Origin of the sequence: Desulfothermobacter acidiphilus (assembly GCF_052073645.1) — a bacterium.
GTDB classification, from domain to species: domain Bacteria; phylum Bacillota; class Desulfotomaculia; order Desulfotomaculales; family Ammonificaceae; genus Desulfothermobacter; species Desulfothermobacter acidiphilus.
In genome coordinates, this window is the sequence record NZ_CM125440.1 from 778,841 (window position 1) to 797,213 (window position 18,373).

Sequence of the window (18,373 nt, forward strand, 5' to 3'; positions counted from 1 at the left end):
TAAATTGAAAGCCTGAGGTGAAAAGCGTTGCCGGACGTGAGAAAGCGGCTTCACTCCTTAAAAGAGCGCCTCTCGAAGCTCGACGCCGCCGAGCTTCTGCTGGTCTCCTTCTGCTTCCTCTTTCCCCTGCTGGTGATCCCCCACCCGGTAACCTTCCGGGACGGGTGGCTCGACTACTTTTACGCCCCCCGCTTCCTCTTCCTGGGATTGGCTTCCTCCCTGGCGCTGCTCGTGCTCCTCTGGCGGCGGGTGCGCCTGCGCCTCGCGCGCTCTTCCCTGCCCTTTCTCTTCCTCTTCCTCTTTCTCCTGGCGGCCCTGGTGGCCACCGCGCTGGCTCCCTTCCCGCGCCTGGCCTGGACGGGGGCCGCCTTCCGCTACACCGGCCTGGCCACCTACTTCCTCTGCGTCCCGCTCCTTCTGCTGGCCGCCGTTTACGGCCGCCCGGAGCGGCCGCTTCAGGCTCTCACCCTGGCCGCCGCCCTCTGCTCCCTGCTGGCGCTGGCGCAGCTCCTGGGCTTCAACCCGGTGCCGCACGAGCCCTACCGCCGCAGCATGACCGCCTACGCCACCCTGGGCTCGGCGGAGAACCTGGGCTTCTTTCTGGGCTTCGCCTTCCCCGGCACCCTGTGGCTCTCCCTCGCGCGGCGCCGGTGGTGGCTGGCGCCGGCGGTCCTGGTTTACCTGGGGCTGCTTTTGACTTTAGACTGGCCGGCGGTTCTGGGAGCCCTAGCCGGGGCGCTCTGCCTGGCGCGGCGCCGCCCCCTCCGGCTCAAGGAGCTCTGGCCGGCCCTGCCCTTCGCCCTGACCACCCTGCTCTTTTTCCCGGCCCTGAAGCTCACCCCGCTGGCGCAGCGGGTGGGCTGGATGCGCCCCGACCAGTTCTGGGACGTATGGAAGCGGGTGGTCCTGCTCTGCAAGCACTGCTGGGCCTGGGGGCTGGGGCCCGACCACCTCACGGTGGTGGTGCAGCACATGCCCTGGCTGGGCTTCTGGGACAAAACTCCCAACCTTTACCTGGAGACGGCCGTCACCATGGGGAGCTTCGCCCTGGTCTTCTACCTGGCCTTCCTGATCACCTCCCTCTGGGGGCAGCGGGACGGGGTGGGAGCCATGGGGGTCGCCTACCTGGTCACGGGCTTCTTTCACTCCGAGCTCCTTCCGATCATGCCCCTCTTCTGGGTGGTCCTGGGCTTGGCCCTGGCCCGGAGGGGGGCGCTGCTGACGAGCGCCGAGGAGGCGAAGGGGCGCCCCAGGGCGGGCCTGGCTTCCCCCCGGGGACCCGCTTTGGACCGGCGAAGGGGTGGGAAGGTGAGACGGGCGAGCGAGGTGGGCATGACCCTGCTGGAGATGATCATCCTCATCACGGTGCTGGGGATGCTGGCGGCCATGATCGTGCCCTTCGCGGGGGCGCTGGCCGCCAGCCAGAAGGAGAGGGCCACCTGGGATTACCTGCAGGCGGTCAAAAAGGCGGTCATCGGACCCGAGGGGGCCTACGACGAAAGAGGGCGGCGCGTGGTCAGGGGCTACGCGGCCGACGTGGGGGACTTGCCGGAGCTCTACAAATTCACCTTCCAGCGGGACTCGATCACGGGCCTCGGCTCCTGGAAGCCCTCCTGGGACCCTTTTAACGGGGCGCAGCATCCGGAAAGTGACCAGGCCGTCCTGGCCCAGCCGCGGGGGCTGTGGGAGAAGCCCGACGTCACCCGTGGAGTTCACAGCGCCAGGTGGAAAGGCCCTTACCTCGATTACCCCAAGGCTCGGCTGGAACCCCGGAAGGACGCCCTGCCCCTTTTATACAGCGAGGGGGTTCTCTCCGACGCCTGGGGTCGGCCCCTCTTCTTTTTCAAGGTGCAGGACGATAAGAGCAGAGTCTGGCTTTTCATCGTCAGCGCCGGGCCCAAGGGCAAGATCACGGGCGTCCCCTCCGACCCTCAGGGCAACCCTATCCCTTGGGGTAATTCTTCCACTCCAGGAACCTGGGAGTACTTCAAGCAGCAGAACGAGCAGGCCGGCAACCGGCTCCTGATACTGGAAATCAGCCCGGACGAGTGGAAGACGGTCAACCTGGAGCAGGAGAAACGGGAGACGCAGGAACTCTTGGAGCGCGTAAAGACCGCCCTGCTGGGGCCGGAGGCTTACGACCCCGCCGGGAACCGCCTGGTGGGGGGGCTCCTGGGGGATATGGGCGAGATCGAGCTCTACTCCTGGGATCAGAGCACCGGGCAATGGCAGCCGGGAGACACCGGGGAAGTGGTGCAGGTTCCGGGGCTGTGGGATAAAAACTGCGCCGCTCTGCCGGCAAGTCCTAACCCCGGCTTCGCCTGGCGCGGCCCCTACCTGCCCGAGCCCCCGGACAAGGTGCTCAAAGACGCCTGGGGCACGCCCTTGAAGTTCCAGCTGGACCAGGGGAACCTGCTGATCACCTCCGCCGGACCCGACAGGGACTTCACCAAGGAGGAAGACAACCTCACCCTCACCATAAAAAAAGAGGACTGGCAGCTGGCCTCCTTTACCCTCAGCGGGAAGGTCATGGATGGCCGCCCGGCCTTCATCTCCCCCAGGCCGGACGACCCTTCAGCGGTGGACCAGTCAGGGTACCGCTGGCGGTGGGTGAGGGAGCAGCAGGGCACCGACCCTCAGGGCAGCCCCATCTACGCCTACCGCCTGGAGCCCCAGGGTAAGGACTTATCATTCACCCTCAAGCTCTACCACCAGGCCGACGGAGTGCCCCTGAGCGTTGCCGCCTCCGTCTACCTGCCCGGCGGGGACCAGGTGGCGGTGGACTTCTCCGGCACTTTTACTACTACTACTCCCACGGGTTCCTTCATACCCGCCGGCCGCCGGAAGCTGGCGATAGAAACGACCACGGGCAGTTTCACCCCTAACGAAACCTGGGTCTATATCGGGCCCGGAGGCACCCAGGCGCCTTTGCCGGAAAGGCTGAGCTTCACCTACAAGCCGTAGCTTTAGCTAGGAGGTACGGGAACTTGCTGTCAGTCCTGGCCTTAGAAGTGACGGAACGCTTGATGCGGGCGGCGCTGCTCCGCCGGCGCTTTAAGGGGATAGAGCTGGAGCTCTGCGCGGCCGGAGAGCGGGAAGAGGGGAGCGGCCCCCTCCCCACGCCGGAGGAGCTGGTCTCCCTCCTGAAGCGCCTGCCCGTGCGGCCCCGCCGGGCCACCCTGGCCACCCCGCTGGCGACGGTGATGGAAGTGACCCTGGAGAAGGCGCGCCTGCGCCGCCTGCGGGGCGGGAAGCTCAAAGAGGCGCTGCGCTGGGAGGTGGAGCCCTTCCTCCCGGCCCCTCCCACCGACTATTACCTGGGTTTTCAAAGGGGACCGGAGGTGGAGCCGGGACGAGTGAGCTTCTGGGTCACGGCCCTGCCGCGCGAGGATTACCACGCGGCCAAGCGCCTCTGCGCCGACCGGGGACTGCTGTTGACCCGGGTCTACCCTCCCGAGTTCTGCTCCCCGGTGGGGGCGGTCATGGGCCTCAAGGATCGCCCCCTCCTGGTGCTGGAGGCCGGTGAGGATAGTTTCCGCTGCGCCCTCGTGGACAGGAAAGGCGTGCGCGACCTTTACATCCCGCCCCCGGAGCTCAGCGGGGCTTTGGCCCCCGGCCTGCGCCGGCTGCTGCCGGAAGCCCCGCCCCCGGAACTCATCTCTTCCCTGCATGAGAGCCTGGGAGTCAGAGAGATGCTGGGCCTCCCGGTGGTGCTGGTGGGTACGGGTTTCAATCTGGAGCTGGCTTCTTCTCTTTTGCAGCGGCTGTTGGGAGCGGAGGAGGTGCTGGTGCCCGCCTGGGTGCGGGAGGGTTGCGGCCCCGAGTTCGCCACCGTGGTGGGAGCGGGGTGCCGGGAGCTGTGCTTCCAGAGCCGCTGGAAAAGTATCGGCGTGGACGATCTGGAGGAGCGCCTGGCCCGCCTGCGGGAGCGGGTGCACCTTTATCCCCTGGTGGCGGTGCTGGCGGTGGGCCTGATTTTCGGCGGCCACTACCTGATTCTGAAGCAGCAGTCCAAGCGCTGCCAGCGGGAGATAACCGCCCTGGAGCAGCAGAAAAAGGAGATCGAAGCCGCGCAGACCCGCTACAACCAACTAAAAAAAGAGGAGGAGGAATTGGGCAAGAAGGTGCAGGCGACCACGGCCCAGACTCAGTTCCTGCGGGAAGGGTACAAAACCGAGGAGATACGAGTTTCGCGCCTGCTGGAGGTGGCCTCCCGAGAGGAACCCCGGGTCACGGTGAGCGCGGTGCGAAAGATAGAAAAGGAGCCGGCGACCACGGCCAAGGACCAGAAGAGCTCCGCCAAGGGCAGTAAAACGCAGGCTTCCCAGGAGCAGCTCTTGGGGGTGGAGGCGGGCGAGCAGGAGCGGGCCTACCGTCTGGAAGGGGCCGGCCTGGACGTTGAGGGGGTAAACCGCCTCCTGCTGAGCTATCAAGCCCAGCCCTGGTGCGCCTACGCCCGCCTGGACAGGGTCAAAAGGGAAAAGGTCAAGCTTTTCGCCCTGGAGCCGGCTTTGGAGGGGGGCGAGGCCAGGTGGAGAGTGGAAAAGGAGATCGACGGCTATCATTTCGTCATCACCGTGGTGACCAAGGAGTAAAAGGAGGTTAAAGCGTGCTCAAGCGACCCCTAACCCGCACCGAGAAAGTTCTGCTGGTGGTGGTGTTGCTGGCCGGCGGCATTTTCCTCTACGCCCGCTACCTGTACGATCCCCTGTCGCGGCAGTACGAGCAGAGCCGCACCCGCCTCCAGCAGCTCCGCCAGGAGGTGGCGACGGCTCAGCCCCCGATATCCGGCCCGCTGCAAAAGCGGGTGGAGGAGCTCCGCCAGGAACTCAGGCAGAAGGAGCGGGAGCGCGACACGGCGGCCCAGGCGCTCAAAGTGCAGCAGGTGAGCGAGCTCACCCGGACGGTCACCGAGATCAACGCCCTGGCCACGGTCTGCCAGCTGGAGCTGCGGGAAATGAGCCTCAAGGCCGACATTAAAGGCAAACCCGACGCTCCCGCCGCCAAGCCCCAGGAAGCCTTCAATTGGAAGGAGTACCACATGGTGGTGTGGGGCCGTGCGGCAAACATGGCCGACTTTGTGAGATCTCTGACGCAAAGGCGTTATCTGGTCTATATGGAGAGTCTGGAGGCTAAGCCGGAAAAGCAAGACGATCCCCGGCTACAGGCCCGGCTGATAATCCGCTTTTGAAAGGAGTTGAAGGTGCGGATGACCGACTTGCAGGCTCGCGCTTCCTCCAAGCGCATTCCTTTTCACATCGACGAGCTCCTGCGGGAGACCAGGGACAGAAACGCGTCCGATTTGCATCTGACGGCCTTCATGCCCCCGGTGCTGCGCCTGGCGGGTCACCTCACTCCGCTGGAGGAGTACGACCCTCTGAGCCCGGAAGATATTCAGCGGTTGGTGTATCAGCTCTTAAGCCCGCGCCAGCGCGAGGTACTGGAGCAGCGCTTCTCCGTGGACCTGGCGGTGGGGCTGCCGGAAATCGGGCGCTTTCGGGTCAACGCCTACTACCAGCGGGGAAACCTGGCCGCCGCTTTGCGCCGGCTGGCCGACGACATTCCCCAACTGGAGACCCTGGGATTGCCCGATTCGGTCTACCGCCTGCCCGACCTCACCTGCGGCCTGGTGCTGGTTACCGGCGCCACCGGCTCCGGTAAATCCACCACCCTGGCCTCGATCATCGACCGGATCAACTGCAAGCACCGGCGCAACATCATCACGGTGGAGGACCCCATCGAGTACGTGCACTACAATAAACTCAGCATTATCAACCAGAGAGAGCTCTACACCGACGTGACCTCTTTCGCCGACGCTCTGCGCTCAGCTCTGCGCCAGGACCCCGATGTGATCCTGGTGGGCGAGATGCGGGACCTGGAAACCATCCGGACGGCCATTATGGCGGCCGAGACCGGTCACCTGGTCTTTTCCACCCTGCACGCCCGCGACACCGTTTCCACTTTCGCCCGCATCATCGGCGTCTTCCCCACCGAGGAGCAGACCCAGGTGCGCCAGCAGCTGGCCGCCTCTATCCGGGCGGTGATCGCCCAACAGCTCCTTCCCCGGGCCGACGGCAAGGGAAGGGTGCTGGCCTCCGAGGTGTTGATAGTCACGCCGGCGGTGGCCAACCTCATCCGCCTGGGCAAAGACGAGCATATCCGCCTGGCCCTGGAAACCGGGGGGCGTTTGGGAATGCAAACCATGGAGCAGTGCCTGGCCCGGCTGGTGCAGGAGCGGCTGATCGATCTGGACACGGCGCTTAACGCGGCTCGCAATCCAGCCCTCTTGAAAGAGAAGCTGGCCCTGTAATTGAGGAGGGAAACGCTTTGGCCATAGCTCGTTCGCGTTTGGGAGAATTTCTGGTGGCGGAGGGAGCGCTGCGCCCGGAAGAGCTCGCGGCGGCCGTCCGGATGCAGCGAGGTGGCAACAAGAAGCTGGAAGAGGTGCTGCTAGAGCAGGGATTTCTCCCGGAGGACCGGTTGACCGAGCTCCTATCGCGATTCCTCGGGCTGCCCCTTTTCTCCCCGGACAGGGTGCTCCTCACGCCGGAACTCTTGCAGCTGGTTCCGCCCGCCTTAGTACGCCGCTACGAGCTCTACCCCGTGCGGCTGGAGGGTAACGACCTGTACCTGGCCTGCCGGGGGGAGATCAACTCGGCCGTGCTGGACAATCTGCGCCGCCTGACGGGGAAAAATGTGCGCGCGGTGCTGATGCGCCCCAGCGAGCTCGAGGAGATACGGAGACATATCTTGCAGGAGGAGGAGGGTGAGGCGGCGGCCACGGTGGAGTTGGCCGAGGGAGGGTCGGTGGCTCAGCTTCTGGATTCCCTGCTGCTGCGGGCGATGAATCTGGGAGCCTCCGACCTGCACCTGGAGCCGGAAGTGGATCACCTGAAAGTGCGCCTCCGCATCGACGGGATCTTGCGGGCGGTGGAGCAGCTTCCGCTCCATCTCTTCCCGCCGCTAGTCTCGCGCATCAAGGTCCTGGGAGGGATGAACATCGCGGAGAAGCGCGCCCCCCAGGACGGCGGCTTTTCCTTCCGCCCGTCTGAGAACGGCCGATCGATTAACTTGCGCGTATCGGTGCTGCCTTCGGTGCGGGGCGAGAAGGTGGTCATGCGCTTGCTTCCCTCCCAGGATAAAATCATGGAGCTTAAGGACCTGGGCATGGCGACCGAGCTCCGGGAGGATTTCCAGCGCCTGCTCTCCCTGCCCCACGGACTCATCCTGGTCACCGGCCCCACCGGCTCGGGCAAAACCTTCACCCTCTACGCCGCCCTCAAGCACCTGCGGCGGCCGGAGGTCAACATCATCACGGTGGAAGACCCGGTGGAGCTCCAGATGGACGGCATAACCCAAGTGCAGGTGGACTACGCCTCCAAAAAACTGACCTTTTCCAGCGCCCTCCGGAGCATCGTCCGGCAGGACCCCGACATCATCATGGTGGGGGAGATCCGGGACGGCGAGACGGCGCAGCTGAGCCTGCAGGCGGCTCTGACCGGGCACCTGGTGCTATCCACCCTGCACACTAACGACGCGGTGAGCGCGGTGGAGCGCCTGGCCGATATGGGTTGCGAGCGCTACCTGGTGGCGGCCGCTTTGCGGGGGGTGCTGGCCCAGCGGTTGGTGCGGACCATCTGTCCCCGCTGCCGCACCCAGTTCAAGCCTCCCCTGGCAGAGCTCCTGGCCCTGGGGCTCGGCGAGGAGGAGGCGGGAGAATTTTACGCCGGCCGGGGCTGCGTTTATTGCCACCAAACCGGTTACCGGGGCCGCACCGGCCTCTTCGAGCTCCTAGTGGTGGACGAGGAACTCCAGAAGCGAATCGCCGCCGGCGCCGACGCCATGACCCTCAAGGAGCTGGTGAAGGGGCGGATGCGCTTCATGCTCGACGATGGTCTGGATAAGGCCCGCCGGGGCATCACCACCCTTTCCGAGGTGCTGCGGGTTACGATGACCTTTTAAACCACCTTTTGAGCCAAAGGAGGAGAGAACTTGTATCGGTCGAGCTGGACACTGGCCTGGCTTCTGGTACTCTGGCTGTTACCGGCCTGGAGTTGGGCGCACGCCCCCGGGGACAAGCCCCCCATATCTTTCGAGGGCATCGCCCCCATAGTGTGGCAGGAAGGGGATAAGCGCCGGGAGATAAGCTTCAAAGACGCGGTCTATTACCATGGCACCAAGATGGGCACCGGCTCCAGTGTGCTGCCAGGGATGCTTTTCTCTTACCGGGCGCTGCAGGCGGGCCTGGAGGAACTCTGGGGGCAGGAGATTCCTCGCCCGGAAGACCTGCAAGTGGAAAGCGCTTTGCCCGATTACTCCTCGGTGGTATGCCTGCAATATCTCCTGGGTGACCGGGGGAAGCTGGCGCTGGTCCTGCCGGACGGAACCCGGGTTGACGACCTTTCTTACCGGAATCTCTCGCAGCTCTCCCGCGAACTCGGGCCAGAGCATTACCGCCTTAGCCTGACGCGGCTTTCCACCGGCCAAAGGGTGACGGTGCAGGCCAAAAAGGATCTTTTCCCGCCCAAGTACTTTGAGCTGCGCCGCAAAGTCTTGTACCACGACCCGCAGAAAGCCACCGAACAGGAGGGGCAAGCCCTGGCCACCTTGGAGGTGGCGATGGTAGCCAAAATGGCGCAGGGAGAACCCTGGGAACTCTTCGAGGGCTTTCGCCAGCCCTTTCCGGTGATCAGCGGGCTAATCACCGGCGGGGTGCTTCTGGTAGTGGTGGCGGGTTTCACGCTTCCCCGCTTTCGCAGGAGGTGAGGCCATGCCCCAGTTCCGCTATCAGGCGCTGGACCCGGGGGGGAGACGGGTGCGGGGAGAGGTGGCCGCGGCCGACACTTCTCAGGCCGCCTCCCAGCTGCGGGGGCAGGGATTGCTGGTCACCGAGCTCCGGGAAATCGGCCCTTCGGCGGCGCCCCAACTTGGGGCCGCCAGGGAACAGGGGGAGCTGCTGGCTCGCCTGAGCCTGGTGCGCCAGGGAGAGGTGGTGCTCTGTCTCAAACAGCTGGCGGCTCTCGTCCGCGCCGGCGTTTCCTTGACCCTCTCCCTGACCATCCTGGAGCGCCAGACCAAAAACCGCAAGCTCCGCTACGTTCTGCGCCGGGTGCGGGAAGAGGTGGAGGGGGGAACGCCCCTGAGCGAAGCCATGGCTCAGCACCGCATTTTCCCTTCGCTGGCAACCAGCCTCTTACGCACCGGAGAGGCCAGCGGCTTGCTGGACGTCTCCCTGGAGAGGGCCACCCGCTACTGGGAAGAGAAATTATCTTTGCAGCGGCGGGTGATTTCCGGCATCATTTACCCGACCATAGTTTTTGTGGCCGCTATCGGGGCGGCGATCTTCCTCATCGCTTACGTCATTCCCCGGCTCATCCCCTTTCTGCAGGAGATGGGTGGGGATCTCCCCTGGAACACCATGCTGCTCATCCGGGTGGGGGAGGTGGTGCCTCCCAACCTGCCCAAGATCGGCCTGGCGTTGCTGGTTTTTTTGGTCCTCATCCTCGTCTCCTTGCGCGTGCCCTTTCTCCGTTACTACCTGGATCGGTACAAGATCTACCTGCCCGTCCTGGGGGAGGTATTTCAGTACGCTCTGGTGGTGCATTTCGCGAAGACTTTGGCTCTGCTCTTGCAAAGCGGCGTCTCCATGATCGAATCGCTGCGGACCACCAGGGAGACCATCAACAACCTGGCTTTGAAGCGCTTGCTGCTGCAGGTGGAGGAGGCGGTGCTGGCTGGGGAAAGCCTCTCCACGCCTTTGCTCCAGGCCGGCGCCTTCTTCCCGCCCATGGTGGGCAATATGGTGCGGGTGGGGGAAGAGACCGGCGGGGTTGACGGGGCCTTAGAGATGCTGGCTGGCGTCTATCAGGAACTCCTGGAAACCAAGATCGAACGCACCCTGGCCATGATCGAGCCCATGCTGATCGTGGCCATGGGGGGGATGGTGGCTTTCGTCGCGGCGGCCCTTATCGGGGCTATACTGGCTAGTTACGGCTCTATGGCCCACCACTAAAAGGGTCGAGAGGGCGGCTCGCGGATTGCTGCCGCCGAACTCGCTCCCGCCTCGTTCCACACCCTCGAGGGCGTACAATTTCAGTAGGTGACGGAGGAGACTCATGAAGGAGGAGACCTCGCCCCTCACGGACAATTTTCATGGACTGAAAGGAGGAGCGAGGTCTCATGCACAGTCAACCTATTTCAGACATTCAACCTCTTGCGGACATAATCCTTCTTCTGGGGGAGAAAGTTAGCAAACTAATTACCGAATGCCGCGACTTCTACAAGCTCGAAGAAGAAGTGTACAAGCTCTCTCAAGAAGCTTGCGTGAAGATCTTCGCCTGGGCCCTCGAGGAAATAGACACCTGGCTCGTGAACGCCCGGGACAAGCGCACCTGGAAAGTGATAGGCTTTCGGGAAAGAACCGTAGTTAGCAGCTTTGGGGAATTCAAAGTAAAAAGGCGGCTTTACAGGAACAAGCAAACGGGAGAGGCCAGGTTTCTTCTTGACGAGGTTCTGGGCTGGCCGGAGAGGTCTGGATGCACGCCGCGTTTGAAGGAGATGGCGGTGAAGCTTGGGAGCGAAGTACCCTTCAGGCGGGCAGCGGAAATTCTCGGTTATTTTGTCCCTGGGATAAGCGCCATGGCGGTGTGGCAGGCCGTGCAGGAAGCAGGAGAAGCACTCAGGCAGGAGGGAGAGTCCAGGAGAGAAGCCGTTTTTGAGAAGGGAGAGACACCCGAAGGTAAAGAGAAGACCTCCAGGCTTTACATAGAGGCCGACGGGGTGGTGGTAAGGCTTCAAAGGAGCGGAGAGAAAAGGAAAGAGGTCAAACTCTTCGTAGCTTACACAGGCAAAGAAGCGATTGGAGGTGGCCGGAAGGCTTTAAAGGACAAGCTGGTAACGAGCGGTGTAGGCGAAGGGGAGAGGATGTGGGAGGAAGTTTACTCTGGGGTAGCGAGCCGGTGGGACATGGGTCAGGTGAAGGAGATATACCTTGGGAGTGACGGGGCGGAGTGGGCCAAGCAGGGGGTAGATTACTTCCCCGGGGCAGTGCACGTTTTGGACCCTTACCATTTGAACCGGCGGCTTATAGAGGCTTTTTGGCACGATGAGGAGGCCTATAGTGGGATCAGGCAGGCCATTTATCTGGGGGACCGGGAGAAGGTAGAAGAGATTATGGGAGGAGCAGCGAGGAGAGTTCGCGGGGCTAAGAGGAGGAGAATAGAGAAGCTCTGGCAGTATCTCAAGGAGAACTGGTCGGGGATAGTTACCTCTTCTGCTGCGGAGCATCTGGGGGCCATAGAGGGGCAGGTACAGCACAACGTGGCGCGGCGGATGAAGCGGTTGGGAGCCAGCTGGACGGAGGCAGGAGCAGACAGGATGGCGCGGGTTTTGGCTGCTCGAGCCAACGGGGTGCTCGGGAGGCACACTTCTCGTTGGCCGGTACTGCTGGCCAGGCAAGAACATTTGGCTCAGGCGGTGCGGTTGGAGGTAAAGCGGAAGATAGAGGAGGCGGGGAGTTGGCATAAAGCTGGGTTGCCGGCACTGAAAGGACCCTCTGCCGGAGCTCCATGGGTGAAGCATGTGTTGCGGGAACTAAGCCGGCCTAGCCTCAGTAGTTTGATCCCTTAATGGCGCAGGTACCGGGACTATCCTGGCGGCGAGGTTTCCATGAAGAGAAGTTTTCTCCCGAACCACCTACTAACTCTTGACGCGCACTCCACCCTCGATGCGGTTGACAGGCCTCCGTCGCGCGCCATATAATTAATTTGCAAAACTAACTCGATAAGGTGCGGCGCGGTGGAAACCGGCGCCTGGCGCGAAGGGGTGAAATATGCCGTGTGCGAGGCCAACGCCTACCTCAGAAACGGCGATCAAGAGGAGCTGGTCCTAGAGGCGGTGGACAAGGTCCGCCCCTTCGATGACGGCCTGCTATTGGAGGACATCTTTGGCCGGCGTAAGTTCTTACGCGCCAAGATCAAAGAGTTGGCTTTGGTAGATCATAAAATCATTCTGGAGCGGGAGTAACCCTTTGGGGCTCGGTCCGGATAAGGCCCAGGCGCGAGGCGCTGGGCTTTTTTTCTTGTAGGGGTGGGAGAAATGGCAGTATTCGAGCTCCGGGAAGTAGTCTATCGGTACCCCACGGGCGAGAGAGCTCTGGATCAGGTTTCCCTGACCATCGAACCAGGAGAGCGCCTCATTCTGGTGGGGCCAAACGGCTCCGGTAAATCCACCTTTCTCAAGCTTTTGGCCGGGCTGATCTTCCCCGAGGAGGGGGAGGCGCTGGCCTTCGGGCTTCCCCTCACGCCGGAACGGCTCAAGGACCCGGAGCAGGCCTACGCCTTTCGCCGGCGGGTGGGGCTGGTCCTCCAGAACGTGGAAGCCCAGCTTTTCAGTTCCACCGTGTGGGATGAAGTGGCTTTCGGCCCCCTGCACCTGGGGTGGGAGCGGGAACGAATCGTGCAGCAAGTGGAAAGCACGCTGCGCTTTATGCAACTGGAGGCGCTGGCCGATCGTTTTCCCCACCGGCTATCGGGCGGGGAAAAGAAAAAGGTGGCGCTGGCTTCCGTGCTGGTGATCGACCCGGAAGTGCTGTTGCTGGACGAGCCCACGGCCAATCTCGACCCCAAGACCCAAAAGTGGCTGCTAGGCTTTTTAAGCGAACTCGCCCACCAGGGTAAAACTGTGGTCATGGCTACCCACGAGCTTTATCTCTTGCCCTATTTGGCTGATCGGATAGCCATCTTGGGGGACGACCACCGTTTGTGGGCGGTGGGAGTGCCGCAGGAGGTTCTGAACAACCGGGAGCTTTTGGAGCGAGCTCACCTGGTACCGGAAGAAAGTTGGTTGGGAGGTGGGGCGCGTGAGTAGAAATCCCCGCCAGGCCTCGTCCGGGCTGCAGCTCACGCTGGCCGATCTCGCCGTGCCGCAGACTCTGGAGGAACTCGAGGCTGCGGTGAAGAGCTGTCGCAAGTGCCCTCTGGCCGAAGGGCGCACCCACGTGGTTTTCGGGGAGGGGAACCCGCACGCCCTCCTCATGCTCATCGGCGAGGGGCCGGGGGCGGAAGAAGACCGGCAGGGAAGGCCTTTCGTCGGCCCGGCGGGGCAGCTGCTCGACCGCATACTGGCCGCCTGCAACATCAAGCGGGAAGAAGTGTACATCGCCAACATCGTGAAGTGCCGGCCACCGGGGAACCGGGTGCCCACCCGGGAAGAGGCCGAAACCTGCCTTCCGTACCTCATACGCCAGATCGAGTTGATCAAGCCCGGGATCATCGTGCTCCTTGGGGCCACCGCTCTGCAGTATCTGGTGGGGGGCAACGCCCGCATCACCAAGGTGCGGGGGCAATGGATCGACTCCCTTTTCGGCGCTAAGGCGATGGCCACCTACCACCCGGCGGCGCTGCTGCGCGACCCCAGCAAAAAGCGCCCGGCCTGGGAAGACTTCCAGAAGATAAGAGACGCTTATTTCGCCTTGAAGGCGCAAGTCCGTTAAAAAGCGGTAGCCGCTAAAAGGACCTTCAGAGGCGCTTCCAGGCGCTGACCTGGGCTTTTTTAGCGGTTTTAATGAGAGCTCCTATGCGCCGCTCGGCTGCTCCCAGGGCGAAAACGGCGGCGTCCAGATAATCGGGGTCGCAGAAGTCAAAGTGGCAGCGGCAGGCGCTGCGCGCCCGCAGGGCTTGGCGGTACTCTTCCAGGAGCGCTTTCTGCTCCGAGAGCCGAGGGTCCACAGGTATCCCCCCCCACGGTTTCTCTCCGCTAACAGTTTATGTGACCCGGAAGTGAAATTTGTTTGGTAAAAGGAAATCTAACCCCGCGCGCCGAATAGGGATAGCTAACTCGAACCGTTAACTTTTTTTAACCGGGCCACGAAGGCTCCGTCACCCTCCATGGAGGAGTTTTCAGCAATAAAAGATAAAGGGGGCACGAAGCGACATGGGCGAGTCCTTCAAGGGGCGTCTGGTGGCCGGTTGTGTAATTTTGGGGGTTATTCTGGCTCTCCTCGTGGCGGGATGCGGAGGCCAGAAGGAGCCGGCGGCTACATCGCCGGCTAAGGGGCAGGTGGAAGTGATCAGGCTTCCCGGCGGTGACTGGGGTTACCCCACCCCCTACGCCCACTACAGCCGGGGGCCGGGGTATTACAAGATGAACCTGGTATTCGATTCCCTCTTGGAGAAGGACGAGAAGGGGCTTATTCCCTGGCTGGCGGAAAAATGGGAAATTACCCCTGACGGTAAGACCTACACTTTCTGCCTGCGGCAGGGAGTAAAGTGGCATGATGGGCAGCCTTTTACGGCCAAGGACGTGGCCTTTACCCTGGATTACGCCTGTAGGTTTCCACCAGTATGGGGATTCGACGCTTCTATTATCCAGAAGGTTGAGGTTCTGGATCCCCACAAGGTGAAGGTCGAGCTCACTCAGCCCATGGCCACCTTTTTGGAGAAGATGTCGAAGCTGGCCATCATACCGGAGCATATCTGGAAAGAGGTCAACGATCCTTATAACTTCACCAAGCCCGAGGCGGTTATCGGCACTGGTCCTTACAAGCTCACGGCTTATAGCAAAGAGCACGGCACTTACAAGTTTGAAGCTAATCCCGATTTCTGGGGACCCACGCCCAGGGTGAAGACGCTGGAATTCATCCCGGTGAGCAACGAGTTAGAAAAATGGGGGAGCGCGAGGGGGCTGTAATCCCCCTCAATTCATTGAGGGGATACACGGACCCCCCTCGCCCTAATACTTGCGTTTCTTCTCCTTGTGTGATACCATGAAGGTATGAAGAGGAAGGCTTGGAAGTCCACGGGAACAGCGGTCTACAACATCAATTACCACTTTGTATGGTCAACCAAGTATCGTCGCAAGGTACTCCTTCCGCCAGTCGATGCTTCCCTTAAGGAGGCTGTTGCCGCTCTTTGTAGGGAACACGGTTACGAACTTCTAGCTCTGGAAGTGATGCCAGATCATGTACATGTTTTTCTTTCCGCTCCTCCCAAAGTTGCACCTGCAGTAATAGCCAAGGTGCTGAAAGGTTCCACGGCCCGGATACTTTTTAAGAAGCACCCAGAACTCAAGAAGAAACTCTGGGGAGAACACCTGTGGAACCCAAGCTACTATGTGGGGACGGCAGGGCAAGTTTCGAGCGAAGTCATTAAACGGTATATCGAGGCTCAAAAGACAATAGGGGAAGGAGGCGAACCGTGAGTGCCCCTCGTCACCATCAAAGCCCAGGTACACGCCGATCCACAAACCGAAGCCGTCCTCAAAGACGCCATGTTTTGCGCCACCAAGGTCTACAACGGCCTCCTCTGGCACCTGCGGAAAGAATACGAGGAGACCGGGAAAGTAGACATTTCCCGCAAAAACCTCAACCGTATCTTGAAAGAGCTTCCCCGGGCGAAGGGCTACTACTCGATGTCCGCGCAGCTCACCCGGGACGAGGTGATAGAAGCATACAGGTCCTTCTTCGCCCTCAAGGAAAAAGGGCTCACGCGGCACAGCGCCCCCGGATTTCGCCGGAAAAGCTGCTTCTCCCCGCTCAAGTACGTCCAGAGCGGCTTCAAGGTGGAAGGAGATAAGGTCACGGTTTCTCTGGGTACCGGCCGGGAAGACGGAATAAGACAGGTCTCCTTCCGCGTCTCCCACCGTCCCGGCGTGGGGTACGAGCGGGTGCGGGAGCTCTCCATCACCTACGACAAGGTGTCCGGGCGGATAGAGGCCCGTCTGGTGGTGGAGGTGAAGGCGAACCCGCGTCCCGGCAGACTGAGAGCTGCCCTGGACCTAGGGGAGACCGTCCTCATGGCGGCCGCCTTCGAGGACGGGACCGTGCTGCTCTACTCGGGCAGGTTCATCAAGTCGGTGAGGCGGTACTGGCAGAAGGTGCGGGCAAGCCTTAAGCCAAACTCCAGCAGGTGGAGGGAGGTGGCCCACCGGGAAAAGCTTCAGGTGGAGCATCTCCTCCACATTGCCACGTCCCACTTCATAGGGGAGTGCGTGAGGCGGGGCGTGGGGGAGGTGGCCATCGGGGCGATCACGGGCATCCGCGAGGGCATCGATTATGGCGACCGGCTCAACCAGAGGCTGCACGCCTGGCCGTACCGGAAGCTCATCAACATGCTCAAGTACAAGGGAGCGCTTGCCGGGATCGCGGTCCGGGACGACGTGGACGAGGAGAACACGTCCGCGCGCTGCCACACCTGCGGGCGTGTCTTACCCTCCAACCGGAAGCACCGGGGGTTTTATGTGTGTTCCTGCGGCTGGAGGGCGCAGGCGGACGTGAACGGCGCCTTAAATATCTTCGAGAGGGCGTACGAGGTATCTCCCGTGAAGGGGAGTAGTGGCCGTGTGGCGCGGCCTGTGGTCCTGTCATTCCGCATGGGGTGGCACGGAGTCCACGAACCGGAGCGCAGGAACAAAAGCCTGCGTGCATCCTGAAAAGGATGCCCCCGAATTCATTCGGGGGAGGACGTCACTGGCCTTTGAGCAGGGACAGATCGCCATGGCCACGGTGCCGCCCGATATTCTCCCCCGCTTTCAGAACAAGCCGGAATTCAAAGTGGTGCGACAGCCCGGCTTCTGGGGCTACGAGATGTTATTCAACTTGAAGAAAAACCCTGCCCTGGCCCTCCGGGAGGTGAGGCAGGCCATAGCCTACGCCATTGACCGCAAGGAATTGGTGGAGAAGCTAGCCCGGGGTGCTGCCCTGCCGGGCAACCCTGGCATCCTCCCTCCCGACCACATTTGGTACAACCCCAACGTTCCGCAGTACGAGCACGATCCCGGGAAAGCCAAGGAGCTCCTGGAGAAGGCCGGCTTCAAGTACCTGGACGGCGACGGGATCAGGAAAGACGAGAAGGGGAGGAGGCTTTCCTTCCAGTTACTGATCTCTGGTGGCGAGGCCCGGATGGCGGAGCTCATCCAGCAGCGGCTCAGAGAAGTGGGTGTTGAAGTCAAGGTGGTGAGCGCCGACACCAAGGTGCGCGACGCTCGGGTGAAGAAAGGAGACTTTGAGATAGCCATCAACGGGCATGGCGGCTGGGGTCAGGACGCCGACTACCTGCGGGAGAAGTTCGGCGGTCCGGGACTGGGAATCCAGGGAGCTACCCACTGGCGCCCGGTGACCGGCTATCAGAACCCCGAGGTGGACCGGCTGGCCACCGAGCAACTGAGGGAAAGCGATCCGGCGAAGCGCAAGCAGCTCGTGGCGGAGTTGCAGCGGGTGTTGGCGGAGGACGTGCCCTGCTTGCCCCTTTACTACACCACCAGCTACTCGGTGTACCGGCCAGCGGAGTACGATGGGTGGATGTTCATGTACGATCACCACGCCCTGACCCACAGCAAGCTCTCTTACCTGGCCCGGTGAGCGGCGATCTTTCCCGGGCGGGAAAACCATGCGCTCGAGATGGTGGTTTAAGCTTTTGGAGTACGGGGTCACCTTGTGGCTTATTCTCACGCTCAACTTCGCCTTGCCCCGTCTCCTGCCGGGTGACCCCTTCCTGGCTCTCTCCTCCCCGGAAGAGGGGGAAGAGCACGCGGTGCTAACGGAGGAGCAGAGGCGGTACTTCTTGCATTACTACGGGCTGGACCGGCCCTGGCCGGAGCAGTATTGGCGCTATCTGCGGGGAATCTGCCGTGGTGATTTAGGGCAGAGCCTTTATTACCATGAAGCGGTGGGTCAGCTCCTGCTGAAGCGCCTGCCCTGGACCCTGCTGCTGGTCCTGGGCTCGACCTTCTTAAGCGCGACTCTGGGTATTTTTCTGGGGACCCTCGCCGCCCGGCACCGCCGGGGGAGGCTCGACCGGGTACTGCTGTTCTCCCTGATCAGCTTCTCCGAAATCCCTTCTTTCTTGCTGGGATTGCTCTTGCTTTTGCTTTTCGCCGTGGGGTTGGGATGGTTTCCCCTGGCTGGGGCCATGACTCCTTTTAAGGAATACAGGGGCTGGTGGGAGGCGGCGATTGACGTGCTGCACCACGCTTGCCTGCCCCTTTTGGCCTTGACCCTGGTCCGGCTCACCGGAGTGTTTTTGCTCACCCGCAACACCCTTCTGCTGGTGGCCAATAAAGATTTCATCCGCACGGCGAGAGCCAAAGGCATAGGGGAGAGGCGGGTCTGGTACCGCCACGCTTTACGCAACGCGCTTTTGCCGGTGGTCACCCGCCTGGGGCTGCAGATGGGGGCCGCGGTGGGGGGCACGGTTCTGGTGGAGAACGTCTTCGCCTACCCCGGGCTGGGGATGCTGCTGCGGGAATCGGTGCGGGTGCAGGACTACCCTTTGATGCAGGGAATTTTTCTGGTCCTGGCCCTGGCAGTGCTGCTGGCCAACGCCTTGGCCGATTTGGCCTGCCACTATCTCGACCCGCGCTCGCGCTATGGCTGAGG

The 18,373-nt window shown here is 62.3% G+C and carries 17 protein-coding genes; 16 read left to right on the forward strand and 1 reads right to left on the reverse strand.

Features of this window, described 5'->3' with window-relative positions; genetic code table 11:
* The first annotated feature begins 27 nt into the window (after positions 1 to 27).
* From ACTLLP_RS04050 to ACTLLP_RS04100, 11 genes are all read left to right on the forward strand, one after another.
* Positions 28 to 2,964 carry a hypothetical protein gene (locus tag ACTLLP_RS04050; protein WP_441061023.1) on the forward strand — a complete coding sequence of 979 codons (2,937 nt, stop codon included), beginning with the start codon at positions 28 to 30 and terminating at the stop codon, positions 2,962 to 2,964.
* A gap of 23 nt (positions 2,965 to 2,987) precedes the next feature.
* Positions 2,988 to 4,595, forward strand: a complete 1,608-nt coding sequence (locus tag ACTLLP_RS04055) for a hypothetical protein (RefSeq protein WP_441061025.1) — start codon at positions 2,988 to 2,990, stop codon at positions 4,593 to 4,595.
* A 14-nt stretch (positions 4,596 to 4,609) separates the two neighbouring features.
* The gene (locus tag ACTLLP_RS04060) at positions 4,610 to 5,191 is read left to right on the forward strand and encodes a hypothetical protein (RefSeq protein ID WP_441061028.1); all 582 of its coding nucleotides are present in this window, start codon (positions 4,610 to 4,612) and stop codon (positions 5,189 to 5,191) included.
* An 18-nt stretch (positions 5,192 to 5,209) separates the two neighbouring features.
* Positions 5,210 to 6,310 carry a type IV pilus twitching motility protein PilT gene (locus ACTLLP_RS04065; RefSeq protein ID WP_441061030.1) on the forward strand — a complete coding sequence of 367 codons (1,101 nt, stop codon included), beginning with the start codon at positions 5,210 to 5,212 and terminating at the stop codon, positions 6,308 to 6,310.
* Between the two features lie 17 nt (positions 6,311 to 6,327).
* Positions 6,328 to 7,962 (forward strand): GspE/PulE family protein, encoded by a 1,635-nt coding sequence (locus ACTLLP_RS04070; RefSeq protein ID WP_441061033.1) that lies wholly within the window; start codon positions 6,328 to 6,330, stop codon positions 7,960 to 7,962.
* Positions 7,963 to 7,992: 30 nt separating this feature from the next.
* Positions 7,993 to 8,766 carry a thioredoxin domain-containing protein gene (locus ACTLLP_RS04075; protein WP_441061035.1) on the forward strand — a complete coding sequence of 258 codons (774 nt, stop codon included), beginning with the start codon at positions 7,993 to 7,995 and terminating at the stop codon, positions 8,764 to 8,766.
* 4 nt (positions 8,767 to 8,770) lie between these two features.
* Entirely contained in the window at positions 8,771 to 10,012 is a 1,242-nt protein-coding gene (locus ACTLLP_RS04080; protein WP_441061038.1) for a type II secretion system F family protein, read from the forward strand.
* A 167-nt stretch (positions 10,013 to 10,179) separates the two neighbouring features.
* Positions 10,180 to 11,628 carry an ISLre2 family transposase gene (locus ACTLLP_RS04085; RefSeq protein WP_441061041.1) on the forward strand — a complete coding sequence of 483 codons (1,449 nt, stop codon included), beginning with the start codon at positions 10,180 to 10,182 and terminating at the stop codon, positions 11,626 to 11,628.
* Positions 11,629 to 11,796: 168 nt separating this feature from the next.
* Positions 11,797 to 12,024 (forward strand): CooT family nickel-binding protein, encoded by a 228-nt coding sequence (locus ACTLLP_RS04090; RefSeq protein ID WP_441061044.1) that lies wholly within the window; start codon positions 11,797 to 11,799, stop codon positions 12,022 to 12,024.
* Between the two features lie 72 nt (positions 12,025 to 12,096).
* The gene (locus ACTLLP_RS04095; protein WP_441061046.1) at positions 12,097 to 12,867 is read left to right on the forward strand and encodes an energy-coupling factor ABC transporter ATP-binding protein; all 771 of its coding nucleotides are present in this window, start codon (positions 12,097 to 12,099) and stop codon (positions 12,865 to 12,867) included.
* A gap of 64 nt (positions 12,868 to 12,931) precedes the next feature.
* Positions 12,932 to 13,492 carry a uracil-DNA glycosylase gene (locus ACTLLP_RS04100; RefSeq protein WP_441061627.1) on the forward strand — a complete coding sequence of 187 codons (561 nt, stop codon included), beginning with the start codon at positions 12,932 to 12,934 and terminating at the stop codon, positions 13,490 to 13,492.
* A gap of 25 nt (positions 13,493 to 13,517) precedes the next feature.
* Here ACTLLP_RS04100 and ACTLLP_RS04105 read toward each other — a convergent pair whose 3' ends face one another.
* Positions 13,518 to 13,727, reverse strand: coding sequence for a hypothetical protein (locus ACTLLP_RS04105; RefSeq protein WP_441061049.1), 210 nt, complete (start codon positions 13,725 to 13,727; stop codon positions 13,518 to 13,520).
* A gap of 205 nt (positions 13,728 to 13,932) precedes the next feature.
* On the opposite strand from ACTLLP_RS04105, the gene ACTLLP_RS04110 reads away from it, so the two are divergent.
* The 5 genes from ACTLLP_RS04110 (at position 13,933) to ACTLLP_RS04130 (ending at position 18,371) form a co-directional block, all read left to right on the forward strand.
* Entirely contained in the window at positions 13,933 to 14,688 is a 756-nt protein-coding gene (locus tag ACTLLP_RS04110) for an ABC transporter substrate-binding protein (protein ID WP_441061052.1), read from the forward strand.
* 84 nt (positions 14,689 to 14,772) lie between these two features.
* Complete coding sequence (gene tnpA, locus ACTLLP_RS04115; protein WP_441061055.1) at positions 14,773 to 15,198, forward strand: IS200/IS605 family transposase; 426 nt, start codon at positions 14,773 to 14,775, stop codon at positions 15,196 to 15,198.
* Positions 15,199 to 16,428: an RNA-guided endonuclease InsQ/TnpB family protein gene (locus ACTLLP_RS04120; RefSeq protein ID WP_441061058.1), complete on the forward strand. Its 1,230-nt coding sequence runs from the start codon at positions 15,199 to 15,201 to the stop codon at positions 16,426 to 16,428.
* On the forward strand, positions 16,418 to 17,356 hold the full coding sequence (locus tag ACTLLP_RS04125) for an ABC transporter substrate-binding protein (RefSeq protein ID WP_441061061.1): 939 nt from the start codon (positions 16,418 to 16,420) through the stop codon (positions 17,354 to 17,356). Before ACTLLP_RS04120 ends, ACTLLP_RS04125 begins: the two co-directional genes overlap by 11 nt.
* Positions 17,357 to 17,384: 28 nt before the next feature.
* On the forward strand, positions 17,385 to 18,371 hold the full coding sequence (locus tag ACTLLP_RS04130; RefSeq protein WP_441061064.1) for an ABC transporter permease: 987 nt from the start codon (positions 17,385 to 17,387) through the stop codon (positions 18,369 to 18,371).
* Positions 18,372 to 18,373: the final 2 nt, after the last annotated feature.